This window comes from Peribacillus sp. FSL K6-5616, assembly GCF_038008245.1.
Classification (GTDB): Bacteria; Bacillota; Bacilli; order Bacillales; family DSM-1321; genus Peribacillus; species Peribacillus frigoritolerans.
Map to the genome: position 1 here is coordinate 3,435,474 of NZ_JBBOYT010000001.1, position 15,105 is coordinate 3,450,578.

Sequence of the window (15,105 nt, forward strand, 5' to 3'; positions counted from 1 at the left end):
TTGATTTTTTAACGCTTCTGGAAGTGTCAAAGATCATTTGTGTTATATAATATTAACTAGAGAAACTCATAGAAAATAGAGGTGCTACTACTTGGTATATAAAAAAATAAAGCCGAAAAAAATTTATGAAGAAGTCAGCGATGAACTTTATGAAATGATTCGGTCAGGCAGCCTGAAACCAGGTGAACAATTGGATTCCATTCAGCAGCTTGCGGAAAATTTCCAAGTCGGGCGCCCGGCCATCCGCGAAGCATTAAGTGCATTGAGTTCAATGGGTCTTATTGAAATAAAACAAGGTGAAGGAACATTCGTCAAAACCTTCGACCCTGCCATCATGAACCACCCATTGTCTGCCGCCCTTTTGATGGATCAAGACAATATCAAGCATTTACTGGAAGTTCGGAAAATCCTTGAGTCCGGTACGGCAGAAGTGGCAGCGAAGAAGAGGACGGAAGAAAACCTTATCGAACTCAAGGACATGCTTTTTAATATGGACAAGGTCTCGGATGATGAAGAGCTAAGTGATAAAGCGGATATCTCCTTCCATGTTGCCGTGGCAAACGCATCACAAAATGAGCTGCTGATTACATTGATGAACCATGTTTCAGAATTAATGACGGAAAAGATGCGTGATATCCGCCGGGTTGCGCTTTATTCCGAAGAGATGACACTCAAGCAGCTTTACCAGCAGCATGTCAGGATATATGACGCAATCGTGGCACAGGATGAAGACGGAGCCCGCAGTGCCATGCTGTTTCATCTTCAAAGCGTCGAGGAATCGCTGGACCGGGTCATCCAAAAAAATCAGCATAAGAATCATTGACATTCCTTTAAATTTCAAAAATACCCTATACAAAAAAGGATTAAATTGATATATTATTTTGAAAACGATTACTTCATTTAAAAAATCTTGGAAATTGGTATCTTCACTTAGCCATTTCCTTTTTCCATTTTCTAGTCATCAGATGACCTGTTAACCTATTTTGAAAAAGGAGGAGTTCAGATTGAAAGTTACTCTCTTTGCAACATGTTTAGTGGATTTGTTTCAATCCAATGTCGGCAAAGCGACAGTGGAGCTACTCGAGAGATTAGGCTGTGAGATCGATTTCCCGGAGTCCCAGATATGCTGCGGACAGCCGGCATATAATAGCGGATATACGAAGGAATCGAAGGAAGCCATGAAAAAGATGATTAAAACGTTCGCGGATGCTGAATACATCGTAACCCCTTCCGGTTCCTGTGCAGCAATGTTCAAGGAATATCCGGTTCTTTTCAAAGGCGATCCCGTATGGGAAAGGAAAGCGGCATCATTAGCTGCTAAAACATATGAATTGTCCCAATTCATCGTGGATGTCTTAAAAGTGACCGACGTCGGGGCGACCCTCAAGGGAAAGGCCACTTATCATACTTCATGCCATATGACACGGCTGCTTAAGGTGAAGGAAGCCCCTGCCATTTTATTAAGCCATGTCAGGGGACTGGAAATGACACCACTTCCGGATGCCCAAAACTGCTGCGGGTTCGGGGGGACCTTTTCGGTTAAGATGGGTGACATTTCCGGGCAAATGGTCGAGGAGAAGGTATGCAATATTGAAGCTACCGGTGCCGACTTTTTAATCGGCGGGGATGCAGGATGTTTGATGAATATCGGCGGACGGATCCAAAGGAAGGGGCAACCGGTGAAAGTCCTTCACATTGCGGAAGTCCTGAATAGCATTTAAAGAAAGCGAGGAGGGAAAAACTAATGGCTATGAAAACCAGCTCTGCCAAATTTAAAGACCGGGTGGATGAAGGAATACATAATGACTTTATGCGATTGGCCGTATCCAGTGCCCAAGAACGATTACACGGACGGCGGCTGACTGCCGTTGATGAATTGGGAAGCTGGGAGGATTGGCGATCCCTTGGGGAAGAAATCCGGCAGCATGTGCTCAGTAACCTTGATTTCTATTTGCACCAGCTTGCCGAAAACGTTTCGAAAAGGGGCGGTCATGTCTTTTTCGCTGAAACCGCTGAACAAGCAAGCGGCTACATTAAGGATGTCATTGTAAAAAAGAATGCCAAAAAGGTCGTGAAATCCAAATCGATGGTCACGGAAGAGATCAATTTGAATGCAACTCTTGAGGCAGTTGGCCTCGATGTCGTTGAAACGGACCTTGGAGAATACATTTTACAAGTGGATGATCATGATCCCCCTTCCCATATCGTCGCACCTGCGCTCCATAAAAATAAAGAGCAGATCAGGGATGTTTTTAAAGAAAAGCTTGCCTATACGCAAACCGAAAAACCGGAGGAGCTTACCGCCCATGTGCGGGGCATTCTGCGGAAAGATTTCTTAAGCGCCGATGTGGGCATTACCGGCTGTAATTTTGCGATTGCGGAAACGGGCTCGATCGGACTGGTGACGAATGAAGGAAATGCCGATTTGGTCACTGCCCTCCCAAAAACGCAAATCACCGTGATGGGAATGGAACGGCTTGTACCTACATTCGATGAATTCGAAATCCTTGTCAGCTTATTGACAAGAAGCGCTGTCGGCCAAAGATTGACCAGTTACATCACCGCACTTACCGGTCCGCGTGATGAAGGCGATGCAGACGGACCCGAGGAGTTTCACCTTGTTATCGTAGATAATGGCCGCTCCTCCATCTTAGGGACTGAGTTTCAATCCGTTCTTCAATGCATTCGCTGTGCTGCCTGTATAAATGTCTGTCCGGTCTATCGCCAGGTTGGCGGTCATTCATATGGTTCAATATACCCCGGACCAATCGGTGCTGTGCTTTCACCTTTACTCGGAGGATATGATGATTTCAAGGAACTGCCATATGCCTCCACTCTTTGTGCAGCCTGTACGGATGCCTGTCCGGTTAAGATTCCTCTCCATGATTTACTGAGGAAGCATCGGGAAGTCATCGTTGAAAAGGAAAAAATGGCGCCGTTTTCAGAAAAGATGGCCATGAAGGCCTTCGGAATTGGTGCGGCATCGCCTATGCTTTATAAGTTCGGCTCCAAAATGGCCCCATCAGCGATGTCACCTTTTAAAACCGGGGATATCATCTCGAAAGGACCGGGACCGCTCAAAACTTGGACAGAAAGCCGCGAGTTCCCTGCTCCAACGAAAGAGAGCTTTCGGGACTGGTTCAAAAATCGGGAAAAAGGAGGGAAACCATCATGAATGGAACCATCCATAATGAAGGGACCTTTTTAAACAATATAGCCAAAAACCTGGGAAGGGCTCCTATTACGAAAGGCATCTCCGTTCCGGAATGGAAGCATGCCCCCCAAAAAGAAGTTTTGAAACATGCGAAACAAAATGATCTTGTCGCGGAATTGAAGGAGCAATGTAAACGGGTGCATACTCCATTTCACGTTACCGACTCCAAGCAAGTGGTGAATTGCTTAACACAAGTGATCGAGGAACTTGGAAACGGACCCGTGATCATCCCTAAGGACGATCGATTTACCGAGTATGGGTTAGAGGATATCTTAAAGGAAAATGATGTCCATATATGGGATCACCAAGCCGGGAATGAAAATATCGAAAAAGCAGAAAGAGCTAACATCGGAATCACTTTCAGTGAGATGACACTAGCAGAATCAGCGACCGTCGTCTTGTTCAGCGACAAGGACCACGGCCGTTCCATCAGCTTCCTTCCTTCCTGCCATGTTTCCATCATTCCAAAAAGCACCATCGTTCCGCGAATGACCCAGGCTGCTGCGGCCATCCGTTCAAAGGTTACCCGGGGCGAAGTCGTTCCTTCCTGCATCAATTTCATAACAGGGCCGAGCAATTCGGCTGATATCGAAATGGACCTTGTCGTCGGCGTCCATGGACCCATCAAAGCCGTCTATATTATCGTCGAAGACAAGTAGAAATAAGAAAAAGAAAATGGAGAGGACCTAAATTAGGCCTCTCCATTTTTAACTTACTATATTACTCGTAAATGATCCGATCAACCGCTTCGCGATCGAGTCGTTTAATCACTTCGACAATGAGCTTAACTGCATTCTCATAATCATCCCTGTGAAGCATTGCTGCGTGTGAATGAATGTAGCGTGTGGCAATCGTGATCGCCAGGGCGGGAACACCATTTGCCGTTAAATGGATGGAGCCGGCATCCGTCCCGCCGCCCGGAATCGATTCGTATTGATAAGGAATATTCATTTCATCAGCTGTGTCGGTGACGAAATCGCGTAATCCCTTATGTGCCACCATCGATGAATCATAGATGACGATTTGCGGGCCTTCCCCCATCTTGCTCATCGCTTCTTTTTCGGAAATCCCCGGTGTATCACCAGCAATGCCGACATCGACGGCAAAACCGATATCCGGCTGAATTTTGAATGTGGATGTCTTGGAGCCACGCAGGCCGACCTCTTCTTGCACTGCGCCAATTCCATAAACTACGTTAGGATGGTCGCTGTCTTTCAGCTGTTTAAGCACATCAATGGCGATTGCACAGCCAATTCGATTGTCCCAGGCTTTGGCGAGCAGCATCTTTTCATTATTCATAACCGTGAATTCAAAATATGGCACAACCATATCCCCTGGCTTGACGCCCCATTCCTTAACCTCTTCTTTACTGGATGCACCAATATCAATAAACATATCCTTAATATCAATCGGCTTCTTCCGCGCCTCCGCTGACAGGATATGTGGCGGCTTGGAACCGATAATGCCCGTTATATCACCTTTACCTGTAACGATCGTCACGCGCTGGGCCAGCATTACCTGTGACCACCAGCCCCCTACCGGCTGAAAACGCAAAAATCCTTTATCATCAATTTGGGTGATCATGAAACCGACTTCGTCCATATGCCCGGTAACGACGATTTTCGGTCCGTTTTCATCCCCCGTTTTCTTGGCAATCAAACTTCCCAGGCCATCTGTCGATATTTCATCCGCAAATGGTGTTATGTATTCGGTCATCACTTTTCTTACTTCACTTTCATTTCCTGCAATGCCTTTAGCATCCGTTAAGGCAGCAAGCATCTTTAACGTTTCATCCAATTGAGCCATTCCCTTACCTCCTTATAACTTACATTACAAGAATAATTATACAGACAAACGATTTCATAAACAATCAGTAGCCTTGCTTTTGCCTTTCGTAGTTCACTTCATTTTTGCTTACATATGCTTTTTCCACATCCGCTGCCGAGAATCCGAGCAACTCCCCCAAATGTAAATAAGCAGTAAAAACCTTTTGGTAAGATGACTCTGTCAACTGTGTGCGAAATTCACTGATGTAGCCGTAAATGGCAGTAAATTGAACCGTCAAATCCTCCTGATTCATCTTTAGGGCAGATGGAGCTTCCGGTACGAATCCCCGTTCGATCCCGAGTGACAAAATGAAATGAATGCCATCCACGTATTCAGCCAAAATCGTTTCTTTATCAGAGGGTCCTTTAAGACTCCAGAATTTAAAACATCTTGTTTCATTGGCAAGCTCTCCAAGCTCCACTAAAAGAGCAAGTATCTTCCGTTCCACCAAGTCTTCCGCACCCAAATCATGCTTGGATTGTATATGCTCATCCAAAGCTGCCTGCATTTCCATTAATTTACTTATATTCATTTTCATCACTTCTTTCCTTCGTCTTCCCCTAAATTATATCAAATAAATGAAACTTATTAAAAACCCATACGTAAATGAAAGGGAATCACTCTGTTTAAGGAGGTAGCTCCATGGTATTGATCATGCGGTTCATTCTTTTGGCTCTCATCATTTTCTTAATTTATACAGTCATTAAATACCTATTTAATCCGAAAAGAAAATTAGAGCTGGCACATGAACAGAAAAAATTCTTTCTGCTCGACGATACAGCCAATATACGAAAGAATTTTTTATTGACGTACAACGGGGTGATGTTTGAAGGGGAAAAGTATTTAGGGACGACGGAACGCTCCTTCGAGGTCATCTCCATCTTCATATGGCCTAAAAAAGTGGCAGGCCTGAAAGGCTTGAAGCGAAATGACTTCTTAAAAATCGAGGCAGCCATAAAAAAACAATATCCTGATGCCGTTATTGATTGGAAGAGCCCAGTCAAGGAGTTCTTACAAAATTGAAAAAAATCACACATAATGAAGAGCCTTGAGGAAAATGGACTCAAGGCTCTATATTAATCATCTGAACGAAAAAATTCCTTCCAGGGGACGACCGTCTGCTTCTCTCTCAATAAATAGATCAATAAGGTTAAGGATAATAAAATGATGACGATCAGCGTGGGACTGAAATCTGCAATATAGTGGCCAAAAACCGTGTATACGAATGCTACAGGAAGATTGGTCATGAAGGATAGGTAAAAATAATTTTTCAGTCCTTTATTGGATTCCAATAAACAAAGCGACAGTAAATAAAAGTGTATGAATGGTATTAGCCTGAGTACTGCAATTTGCCGGCTGTTGAGCTTTCGGTTTCCAAACAGCTTATTCTTAAGCCTCAGCAGCCTATCCTTTGTTTTCGGAAATTTGCCTATCACGAAATAAAAGGCCAGGCTGGACAGCGTCAAACCGATTACCGAATAGATGGTTCCAAAAGCTGCCCCGAATAAAACTCCTCCAGACATGCAAACCACAATGACGGGAATGAATAAAAATTGCCTTAATAAATGAAAAGTGATAAAAATCAACGGTGCAAACACGCTTCCAGATTGAACGTAGCTCATCACAAGTGTCAGTTTATCATTCATGCTCTCCCTCCAGCTACTCTTTGCTGCTTCTACAAGCATATACACTACACGGGCTACATATTACAATTGAATGAATAACTTAATCAATAAGCCTATCTGAAGAATCATCAATATAGGCAGGCCCCACTTAAAAGCGGCATGCTTCGTCTTATGGCGGAATTGCTTCATCCCCAAAAAGGATCCAGTCCCTCCTCCTATGACTGCCCAAAACCAAAGTGTCTTTTCACTGATCCTGTACTCCCCATTACGCGCTTTCCTTTTATCGATTCCCATTAAGGCAAAGCCGATGATGTTCGTGATGATCATATAAGCAGCAATGAACCATACTCCTTGCATTCCCATTCCCTCCTTTAAATATGTAAAAAGCCACCCTCTTGAAAAGAGAGTGGCTGTATCAGTCAGACTTATTTGTCTAATTGTTGTTTAGCAGCAGTTGCTAATTGAGCAAAAGCTTGTTCGTCAGCAACAGCAAGATCAGCAAGCATTTTGCGGTTCACTTCGATACCAGCAAGCTTTAGGCCATGCATTAAACGGCTGTAAGAAAGACCGTTGATGCGTGCTGCAGCGTTGATACGAGTGATCCAAAGTTTGCGGAAATCACGTTTCTTTTGACGACGGTCACGGAAAGCATAGTTTCCTGACTTCATTACTTGTTGGTTAGCTACTTTGAAAAGAATATGTTTCGCGCCATAGTAACCTTTAGCTAATTTTATTACCTTTTTACGACGTTTGCGAGTAACAGTACCGCCTTTTACACGTGGCATGTTATTTCCCTCCTATTTAACTCGATAAATCGAACTTATTTAATGTTGTCTAGCATATGACGAATACGTTTGAAGTCACCTTTGCTTACAAGGCTAGCTTTGCGAAGCTTACGCTTTTGCTTAGTAGATTTGTTAGCAAATAAATGGCTTGTGTAAGCGTTAGAACGCTTAAGTTTGCCGGATCCAGTCTTTTTGAAACGTTTAGCAGATCCGCGGTGAGTTTTCATTTTAGGCATAAGGTATTCCTCCTCATTACAAATTACTTTACAATTACTTTTCGTTTTTCGGTGCTAAGATAATGAACATGCTGCGCCCGTCCATTTTTGGGTGTTGCTCGATTGTAGCCACTTCTTTACATGCTTCAGAAAAACGAACGAGTACACGTTGACCAATTTCCTTATGCGTAATGGCACGTCCTTTGAATCGGATAGAAGCTTTTACTTTATCGCCTTTTTCAAGGAATTTAATACCGTTGCGAAGCTTCGTATTGAAATCATGCTCTTCAATCGTCGGGCTCAAACGAACCTCTTTCAGACTGATGACTTTTTGATTTTTACGTGCTTCCTTGTCTTTCTTTTGCTGCTCGAAGCGGTGTTTTCCGTAGTCCATGATCCGGGCTACCGGAGGCTTTGCATTTGCAGCAACTAAAACTAGATCAAGATTTACACGAGCGGCAATTTCCAATGCTTCGAATTTCGTTTTAATTCCAAGTTGTTCTCCGTTTTGGTCAATAAGACGAACTTCACGGGCTCGGATGCCCTCGTTTACCATCGCGTCTTTACTAATAGTTAGCCACCTCCAAAGATATTGGCGAATACGAATATTTGAATAAATTCGGTCACGCTCACAACTCGCTTACAGGATATAATCATAATAAAAAAGTGTGGATGCATGTTGCACCCACACTGATAGACTCATTCAGAAAGATCCAAATAATCAAATCATGACCTGTTAACTGCATTGTTTGCGTCAACCAGGTGAGAAGCGGGTGCTTCTTCTTTTCCTCAAACACGTATTCAATTCACTTTAGAAATATATCATAAACACTGATGACTTGTCAAATGCTAATTTATTCGTTTTTCACAACAAAATTAATATTAGCAGACATTCAGTTATTTGACAATACGTTTTTTTAAAGTAATTTGGACAAAAAATATTCATCATGATACTTTCCATCAAAAAACAGTGATTCCCGCTTTATTCCTTCCTTTTCGAACCCCATCTTTCGATATAAGGAAAGCGCAGGGGCGTTGTTTGCAATCACGGACAATTCCAGGCGCCGTATTTCGTTTGTCCGTGCATGCTCCTCCATTTTCTGAAATAGCTTCGGACCGATGCCTTTTCCTCTATCCTGTTCATGGATGCCGATGACGATTTTGGCGGAATGCCTCGTTCGGCCCATTTGATTGCCCAATAAGATTAGGTAACCATTCAACTCATTGCCGCTAGCAGAAACGAGGACAATGGAAGGGGGATTTTTTTCTATTTGCTCCAATTGCTTTTCCATTTGTTTCGCCGTAGCTTTTCTTTCCCCAGGGTTAAACAGCATATACCCGGAATCTTCTACATGATTGATCAGAGCAGCCAAGTTACCCGCGTCTTTCCTTGAAGCCTTTCTAATCTCCATTTATCCCCATTCCCCCTTTAGTTACAGTCCATACTGGCCAAAGCCATCCAAAGTTAAGAGTCTTCTTTCGCCTTTTTCTTTTTCTCAATGGCGTCCCAAGAAAATAGCGCTATCCAAAAAAACAGGACCGGGACGATGGCATATTGTCGATAACCATCCAATAACAATAAGATGATGATGACAAGGAATGTCGGTCCGAATAGATAAGTAAATTTCTTTTTCATGCTGCCCCTCCTTTTCATTGCTGTACATATTTTCACATGATGTTTTCATCATGCCATAATTAAAAAGAGGGACACAACTATATGTGCCCCTCTTTTTGCTGTTAACGGCTCACTTCTGCCTTAATCGCTGAAACGAAATCTTCAAAAGCGATCGTTTCGGATTTTTGTTCACCGTATTTACGTACATTCACGCTGCCTTCTTTGGCTTCATTATCTCCAACGACCAGCATATACGGGATTTTTTGCATTTGCGCTTCACGGATTTTGTAACCGATTTTCTCGTCACGTGTATCCAGGTCGACACGAATGCCTTGCGCTTTAAGTTTTTCCTGTACTTCTTTCGCATAATCCAAGTGCACTTCAGGTGAGACCGGGATCACTTGTGCTTGGATAGGTGCAAGCCAAGTCGGGAATGCCCCCTTGTATTCTTCAATCAAGTAAGCGACAAAACGTTCCATTGTGGAAACGACGCCGCGGTGGATAACAACCGGACGGTGCTGCTTGCCGTCCTCACCGACATAATTAAGGTCAAAACGTTCAGGAAGCAAGAAATCAAGCTGAACAGTGGAAAGCGTTTCATCCTTCCCTAAGGCAGTACGCACCTGAACATCAAGCTTAGGACCGTAGAATGCCGCTTCACCTTCCGCTTCAAAGTAATCAAGACCAAGCTCATCCATGGCGCCTTTTAACATGCTTTGCGCTTTTTCCCACATGTCATCATCATCGAAGTATTTTTCTGTATCCTGAGGATCGCGATAAGACAGACGGAATGAATAATCCTTGATATCGAAATCTTTATATACTTCCAGAACAAGGTTCACAACGCGCTTGAACTCTTCTTTGATTTGGTCGGGGCGGACGAATATGTGCGCATCATTCAATGTCATCCCACGTACACGCTGAAGGCCTGAAAGGGCACCTGACATTTCATAGCGGTGCATCAAGCCCAGCTCGGCTATCCGGATTGGCAGTTCGCGGTAGCTGTGGATGCTGTTTTTATAGACCATCATGTGATGCGGACAGTTCATCGGACGCAGTACAAGCTGTTCGTTTTCCATCTCCATGACCGGGAACATGCCGTCCTGGTAATGATCCCAGTGTCCGGATGTTTTATAAAGGTCCACGCTTCCCATTACAGGTGTGTAGACATGGTCATAGCCTAAACGTTCTTCCTTATCGACGATATATCTTTCGATTGTACGGCGAATTGTCGCGCCTTTTGGCAACCACATCGGCAGCCCTTGCCCCACTTTCTGTGAGCTCATGAACAAGTTCAATTCTTTGCCGATTTTACGATGGTCACGTTCCTTGGCTTCCTCAAGGAGACGCAGGTGTTCGGCCAAATCTTCTTTTTTATAGAAAGCCGTACCGTAAATGCGTTGAAGCATTTTGTTTTTGCTATCGCCTCTCCAGTATGCTCCAGCGATGCTCAATAGCTTGAATTCTTTGATTTTCCCAGTTGATGGAACATGAATTCCACGACAAAGGTCAAAGAATTCCCCTTGCTCATAAAGTGTTACCTGCTGATCGGCAGGAATCGCATCGATCAACTCCAATTTATACTCGTCGCCGATTTCTTTAAAACGGGAAATCGCTTCATCACGACTCACTTCGATGCGGGAGATTGCCAAGTTTTCGTTGACGATTTTCTTCATTTCTTTTTCAATCAATGGAAGGTCTTCGGGAGTCAATGATTCCTCCAGATCCATATCATAGTAAAAGCCGCCCTCAATGACTGGCCCTACGCCGAATTTAGCGTTTTTGTACAAACGTTTGATCGCTTGTGCCATCAAGTGCGCTGTACTGTGCCGCAATACTTCAAGAGCATCCGCTGCGTCCTGTGTGACGATTTCGATTGTACCATCTTGTTCAATCGGACGTTTTAAATCATATAATTCACCATTGAATTTTCCGGCAATGGATTTTTTCCTTAAACCAGGACTGATGGATGCAGCGATGTCTTCAGTTGTTGTGCCTTTAGCAAACTCCTTGACCGCTCCGTCAGGAAAAGATATTTTCAGTAGTTCTGACATTCAGTTTCACTCCTTCTTATTTGTTCGAACAAATTACAGGTTTTTGATTCCATTACAACACAAAAAAGCCCGCCCCTGTATAAAACAGGGACGAGCTTAGTAATAAATATCATTAACCCGCGGTTCCACCCTCGTTCCAGCTTGCTTTTCACGGCAAAATGGCACTTGTAACTTGGTAACGGCAGCTTCCCGTCAGCTCATATTCGCAGAATGACTGCTTTCCGAGCCGAAGTTTAAAGGTGGTAAGTGTTCCATGCGAATAGGAAGCTTACAGCCTGTTGGCTTCCCTCTCTGATAATCGGCGACTAGAATACCCTTATCCTCATCATAACTTTTAGTTTTTTAATAGTATGTAGGAAATTATAATTTGTTATACGGTGAAAATCAAGGTTAATTTTCTTTTTTCCACGAAAGTTCATTCAACTGCATAGAAAATGACGAAAGTGGCAAGATAGTCGCCCGTTCTTCGAAAATCCTTGAAATGGTCTGGATGAGCCCCTCTTCCTTGTCATCGGTATAGATGCACAAGTTTTCAGGAGCAATCGATAAAAGCGGGGCAAGTATCACCGTATCGAGAAAAAGAGAGCTTTTGGCAAGAAGCCTCCTGTCGATCATACTATTGATTTTTGGACGGTCGAGTTTGCTGAATTTCTGATCATAGAAGTGAAAACCATCCCGGTTGACCAGGTGAAGCTTTCTTAATTTCGACTCCTGCCCTTGAAGGCAATCCCGGAGCGTAGCAATGAAATTTTGATAGTCCTGTTCCAGCTTATATTCATCAATCGCCTTGACGACATACTTTTCCAAAGTGTGCTGAAACGATTTTAAACGGAAGGTCGTAAAAGAATCGAATGAAAAAGATACCTTTCCAGCCAAAATGCTTTGAAGTCCTTCCTCAATCAATCGTTTCTCCGCACTGAATGCTTCATCTTGATTCCTGGCTCTTTCCGCCTCGATGATGGATGATGCAATTTCAATGATGGCTTCAATTTCTTCCCGTTCCCTATAAAAAAATTTACCGACTATTATTTGCTCCAGAACAGGAAGCGTCTTTTCTTCCAATAAAAAAGAATGGAATGCATCACGAAGCAGAATTAGCCATTCATCACCTGAAGATTCCGTCATATCCACATGCATGCCTTGTTGAGGAATAAATCGAATATATGCTTGAAATTCTGCCCCCAGTGGATGGACAGAAACGAAATTCAGTAATTTCAATGCCTCTGAATCGTTTTGAAACAAAATTTGCACTACGACATCCCCCCTTCCCCCTTGCTTCTTTTTTCATGTATATGGGGATGTGGACGTGTTTAGAAGTAGGATGGGGCTTGTAAGAAGAAAAAAGTGACCTCCATTAAGAGACCACTTTTCTTCATCTTCTCCGATTCACGCCATCAAGCTTGACCGGCTCAGCTAAATATTGAATTCTTTCCAGTACCCGGGCCGCCTTCACTTCTTCTTTCTCACCGCGCTGTGAAAAGGTCAGGTGGTTCTCCAGGCCATTCAAGTCAAAATTCGAAGTGAAAAACGTCGGTAGGTTTTCCAGCATCCTAAATTGCAAAATCGGACCAAAAACCTCATCGCGTCCCCAGCTCGTCATGGATTCCGCTCCAATATCATCAAGCATGAGGATAGGTGCCGTTTTCACCATTTCAATTTTTTCATTGACCGTATTATCACCTATCGATCCCTTAAGTTCCCTCAAATAGTCAGGTACATAGACTATAAGGGAGGAAATTTGCCTTTTTGCAAGTTCATTGGCGATCGCACCTAATAAGTACGTTTTCCCAACACCGAATTTCCCATATATATACAAGCCTTTTTGCCTTTTACCCGGCTCATATTCCATAATGAACGACATCGCTTTACTTAGGACAGACAAGCGTTTGTTTTCATTATCCGTTTGGGTAAAATCTTCAATGCTCGCCTTTAAAATATCCTTCGGTACATACAGGCTGCGGATCAGCTTTTCCCGTTTCCGCTTTTCATCCTCTGCCAATTTCCTCGGGCAGACTTCATAATGCAGGTTCAGGGCTTTTCCTTGAACCACCAATTTAGGATAATACCCTTGCATCATATTGATGCAGCCATCCAAGCTCGGACATTTATCACACTTATTGCTCTGTGAAGTGAACTCATAAAGCTTCCCCAAGTTTTTATCAATCATTTCCTTCGTGACCGTCGAGCTGTTGGCATTCATGAATAACCGCACTTGTTCGTTTTCAAAAATCTCCTGTTTCAGCTTTTCATAACGCTGTTGAAATTGATTTGTATTGGCCAATTTATTAAGGGACCTATTAATCTTTTCCATCGTTCATTTCACCTCCCGCTTTCCACAGCTTCCATTTCTCCAGAAGTTCACGTTTCTGAGCATCCAATTCAGGCTGATCCGCATTCTGCTCCTGCTGTGCTTCTTCTTTTTTCTCAAGCCACTCAGGAACCACTTCTTCCCGTATCGCCTTTTTCCGGCTGCCCTTTGCAGCATTCCTGCTTCCTTGAGCCCAGTCCTGATATTTCCTATGTTCATTTTTGGCCAATTCCATCGCCTCGACGACTGTTGAGACCTTTAGCCGTGCCCAATGGCCTGCCAGCTTTTCCACATAACCCTTCGTGAACTTCATATCCGTTTTGAGCATGACATATTCAATCAAGACATTGACGACACCCGGATTCAGCTTTTGATTGATCATCACGCCCTCAACCACTTTCAAATCACCGCTTGACGGCTCTGCACCGCCAGACAATTGCATTAGCCGCTCCCTCGGGGAAATCGTCTCCAAATGACGGATTAACTCTTGTTCCTTTGTTTTCGGTTCTTCTTTTTGTGTCCGTTCACGAATTGGCTGCACCCGATTGACAAGGGAAGGCATATCGGCCTGCCGTTCGATCTGGTACCAATCCCTTGCCGCCTTTCTAAGCAATTCCTCATCAATCTCATCATCCAATGAAACGGCATCCATTACTAGTTTTTGCATTTCCAGCGGATCGATGCCATATAAAAAAGCGAGTTTGGCAATCGTACTTTTTATTTTCGGAGTAAAAGCCTTTTTCGGCACGATCGAGGATTTCATCCCGGCAAATAAAAGGTCAAAATCGAATAAGTCATCAAACCCCGATGGCTCAACGCCTTCCGCCCGATCGATGTATTGCTGTTCAGGCACCGGTTTCCATTCGTTTTTCGCTTCATCCGTTACATATAAAGAGTCCAAATGATCTGATGAGAATACTTCCGCAAAAGATTTAGTCACACCTTCATATTGATCGGTTAAGATATGGTCATCACAAAAGAATCTCTTTAACCGGTTGAATTGAGCTTTACCGATTTTTTTGTATAAGTAAATATTCAGCATTCCATCCGTGAAAAACTGCTGGGGTGAAAGCGGCGGGTTTAACTCATAAATGAATTCCTTCGTTTCATTTTTCGATTTCTTATATACATTCAACAGGCCGATTCCTTCAAGTAAAAGGCGGGCTTCGTAAATATCACCTAACTTAAGGCCGATGGTATTCATTAATTGATAATGCGAGGAGGTTTCCGACCATAGCCTGTTTTCCTCCAACTCACTCCATAACGTCATATATAGGCTAATGCAGATAGGTCCAATAAGAGGTTGATATAGTCGGGTAAGTATTTTCCGATCATAATCATGAAGCAGCCCCGCAGATGAGACCAAATATGAATCAGCTGGGAGCAATTCTTGCCAATGCATTGACATCTCCATTCAAACCTTTCAAAAGATGTAGTGAAAAAAGAGCCAAAGTGAATCTTC

The 15,105-nt window shown here is 43.4% G+C and carries 18 protein-coding genes and 1 other annotated feature; of the genes, 5 read left to right on the plus strand and 13 right to left on the minus strand.

The genetic code is table 11. From position 1 onward, the window contains the following. Window positions 1-91: 91 nt before the first annotated feature. From MHB45_RS16460 to MHB45_RS16475, 4 genes are all read left to right on the plus strand, one after another. Window positions 92-823 carry a FadR/GntR family transcriptional regulator gene (locus MHB45_RS16460; protein WP_048681207.1) on the plus strand — a complete coding sequence of 244 codons (732 nt, stop codon included), beginning with the start codon at window positions 92-94 and terminating at the stop codon, window positions 821-823. A gap of 181 nt (window positions 824-1,004) precedes the next feature. Further along, window positions 1,005-1,721, plus strand: coding sequence for a (Fe-S)-binding protein (locus MHB45_RS16465; RefSeq protein WP_048681204.1), 717 nt, complete (start codon window positions 1,005-1,007; stop codon window positions 1,719-1,721). A 23-nt stretch (window positions 1,722-1,744) separates the two neighbouring features. Next, window positions 1,745-3,175 carry a LutB/LldF family L-lactate oxidation iron-sulfur protein gene (locus MHB45_RS16470; RefSeq protein ID WP_202186146.1) on the plus strand — a complete coding sequence of 477 codons (1,431 nt, stop codon included), beginning with the start codon at window positions 1,745-1,747 and terminating at the stop codon, window positions 3,173-3,175. Then, a complete protein-coding gene (locus MHB45_RS16475; protein ID WP_253350219.1) occupies window positions 3,169-3,873 on the plus strand; it encodes a LutC/YkgG family protein in 705 nt (234 codons plus the stop codon). Before MHB45_RS16470 ends, MHB45_RS16475 begins: the two co-directional genes overlap by 7 nt. A gap of 61 nt (window positions 3,874-3,934) precedes the next feature. Here the strand turns inward: MHB45_RS16475 and MHB45_RS16480 are convergent, their stop codons facing one another. Together MHB45_RS16480 and MHB45_RS16485 are read right to left on the minus strand one after the other, a co-directional pair. After that, window positions 3,935-5,020, minus strand: coding sequence for a M42 family metallopeptidase (locus tag MHB45_RS16480; RefSeq protein ID WP_048681196.1), 1,086 nt, complete (start codon window positions 5,018-5,020; stop codon window positions 3,935-3,937). 64 nt (window positions 5,021-5,084) lie between these two features. After that, the gene (locus MHB45_RS16485) at window positions 5,085-5,573 is read right to left on the minus strand and encodes a dUTP diphosphatase (RefSeq protein ID WP_048681241.1); all 489 of its coding nucleotides are present in this window, start codon (window positions 5,571-5,573) and stop codon (window positions 5,085-5,087) included. A gap of 110 nt (window positions 5,574-5,683) precedes the next feature. Between MHB45_RS16485 and MHB45_RS16490 the strand changes: the two genes are divergently transcribed. Beyond that, complete coding sequence (locus MHB45_RS16490) at window positions 5,684-6,064, plus strand: hypothetical protein (RefSeq protein ID WP_048681192.1); 381 nt, start codon at window positions 5,684-5,686, stop codon at window positions 6,062-6,064. A gap of 53 nt (window positions 6,065-6,117) precedes the next feature. On the opposite strand, the gene MHB45_RS16495 is transcribed toward MHB45_RS16490, so the two are convergent. The 11 genes from MHB45_RS16495 to MHB45_RS16545 form a co-directional block, all read right to left on the minus strand. Then, window positions 6,118-6,687, minus strand: coding sequence for a TVP38/TMEM64 family protein (locus MHB45_RS16495; protein WP_048681189.1), 570 nt, complete (start codon window positions 6,685-6,687; stop codon window positions 6,118-6,120). 60 nt (window positions 6,688-6,747) lie between these two features. Further along, entirely contained in the window at window positions 6,748-7,023 is a 276-nt protein-coding gene (locus tag MHB45_RS16500; protein WP_048681184.1) for a DUF1294 domain-containing protein, read from the minus strand. 68 nt (window positions 7,024-7,091) lie between these two features. Further along, a complete protein-coding gene (gene rplT, locus MHB45_RS16505) occupies window positions 7,092-7,451 on the minus strand; it encodes a 50S ribosomal protein L20 (protein ID WP_034309067.1) in 360 nt (119 codons plus the stop codon). A gap of 35 nt (window positions 7,452-7,486) precedes the next feature. Beyond that, the gene (gene rpmI, locus MHB45_RS16510; protein ID WP_034309070.1) at window positions 7,487-7,687 is read right to left on the minus strand and encodes a 50S ribosomal protein L35; all 201 of its coding nucleotides are present in this window, start codon (window positions 7,685-7,687) and stop codon (window positions 7,487-7,489) included. A 34-nt stretch (window positions 7,688-7,721) separates the two neighbouring features. Further along, on the minus strand, window positions 7,722-8,222 hold the full coding sequence (gene infC / locus MHB45_RS16515; protein WP_034309072.1) for a translation initiation factor IF-3: 501 nt from the start codon (window positions 8,220-8,222) through the stop codon (window positions 7,722-7,724). A 98-nt stretch (window positions 8,223-8,320) separates the two neighbouring features. Beyond that, window positions 8,321-8,457 (minus strand) — a sequence feature (ribosomal protein L20 leader region). A gap of 126 nt (window positions 8,458-8,583) precedes the next feature. Then, a complete protein-coding gene (locus tag MHB45_RS16520; protein ID WP_048681181.1) occupies window positions 8,584-9,078 on the minus strand; it encodes a GNAT family N-acetyltransferase in 495 nt (164 codons plus the stop codon). Between the two features lie 53 nt (window positions 9,079-9,131). Then, a complete protein-coding gene (locus MHB45_RS16525) occupies window positions 9,132-9,302 on the minus strand; it encodes a hypothetical protein (RefSeq protein WP_153246102.1) in 171 nt (56 codons plus the stop codon). Window positions 9,303-9,403: 101 nt separating this feature from the next. Then, window positions 9,404-11,335: a threonine--tRNA ligase gene (gene thrS, locus MHB45_RS16530; protein WP_048681177.1), complete on the minus strand. Its 1,932-nt coding sequence runs from the start codon at window positions 11,333-11,335 to the stop codon at window positions 9,404-9,406. A gap of 390 nt (window positions 11,336-11,725) precedes the next feature. Beyond that, the gene (gene ytxC, locus MHB45_RS16535; RefSeq protein WP_072273367.1) at window positions 11,726-12,586 is read right to left on the minus strand and encodes a sporulation protein YtxC; all 861 of its coding nucleotides are present in this window, start codon (window positions 12,584-12,586) and stop codon (window positions 11,726-11,728) included. A gap of 121 nt (window positions 12,587-12,707) precedes the next feature. Then, window positions 12,708-13,646: a primosomal protein DnaI gene (gene dnaI, locus MHB45_RS16540; protein ID WP_048681168.1), complete on the minus strand. Its 939-nt coding sequence runs from the start codon at window positions 13,644-13,646 to the stop codon at window positions 12,708-12,710. Further along, window positions 13,633-15,045, minus strand: a complete 1,413-nt coding sequence (locus tag MHB45_RS16545) for a replication initiation and membrane attachment family protein (protein WP_309138933.1) — start codon at window positions 15,043-15,045, stop codon at window positions 13,633-13,635. Before MHB45_RS16545 ends, dnaI begins: the two co-directional genes overlap by 14 nt. Window positions 15,046-15,105: the final 60 nt, after the last annotated feature.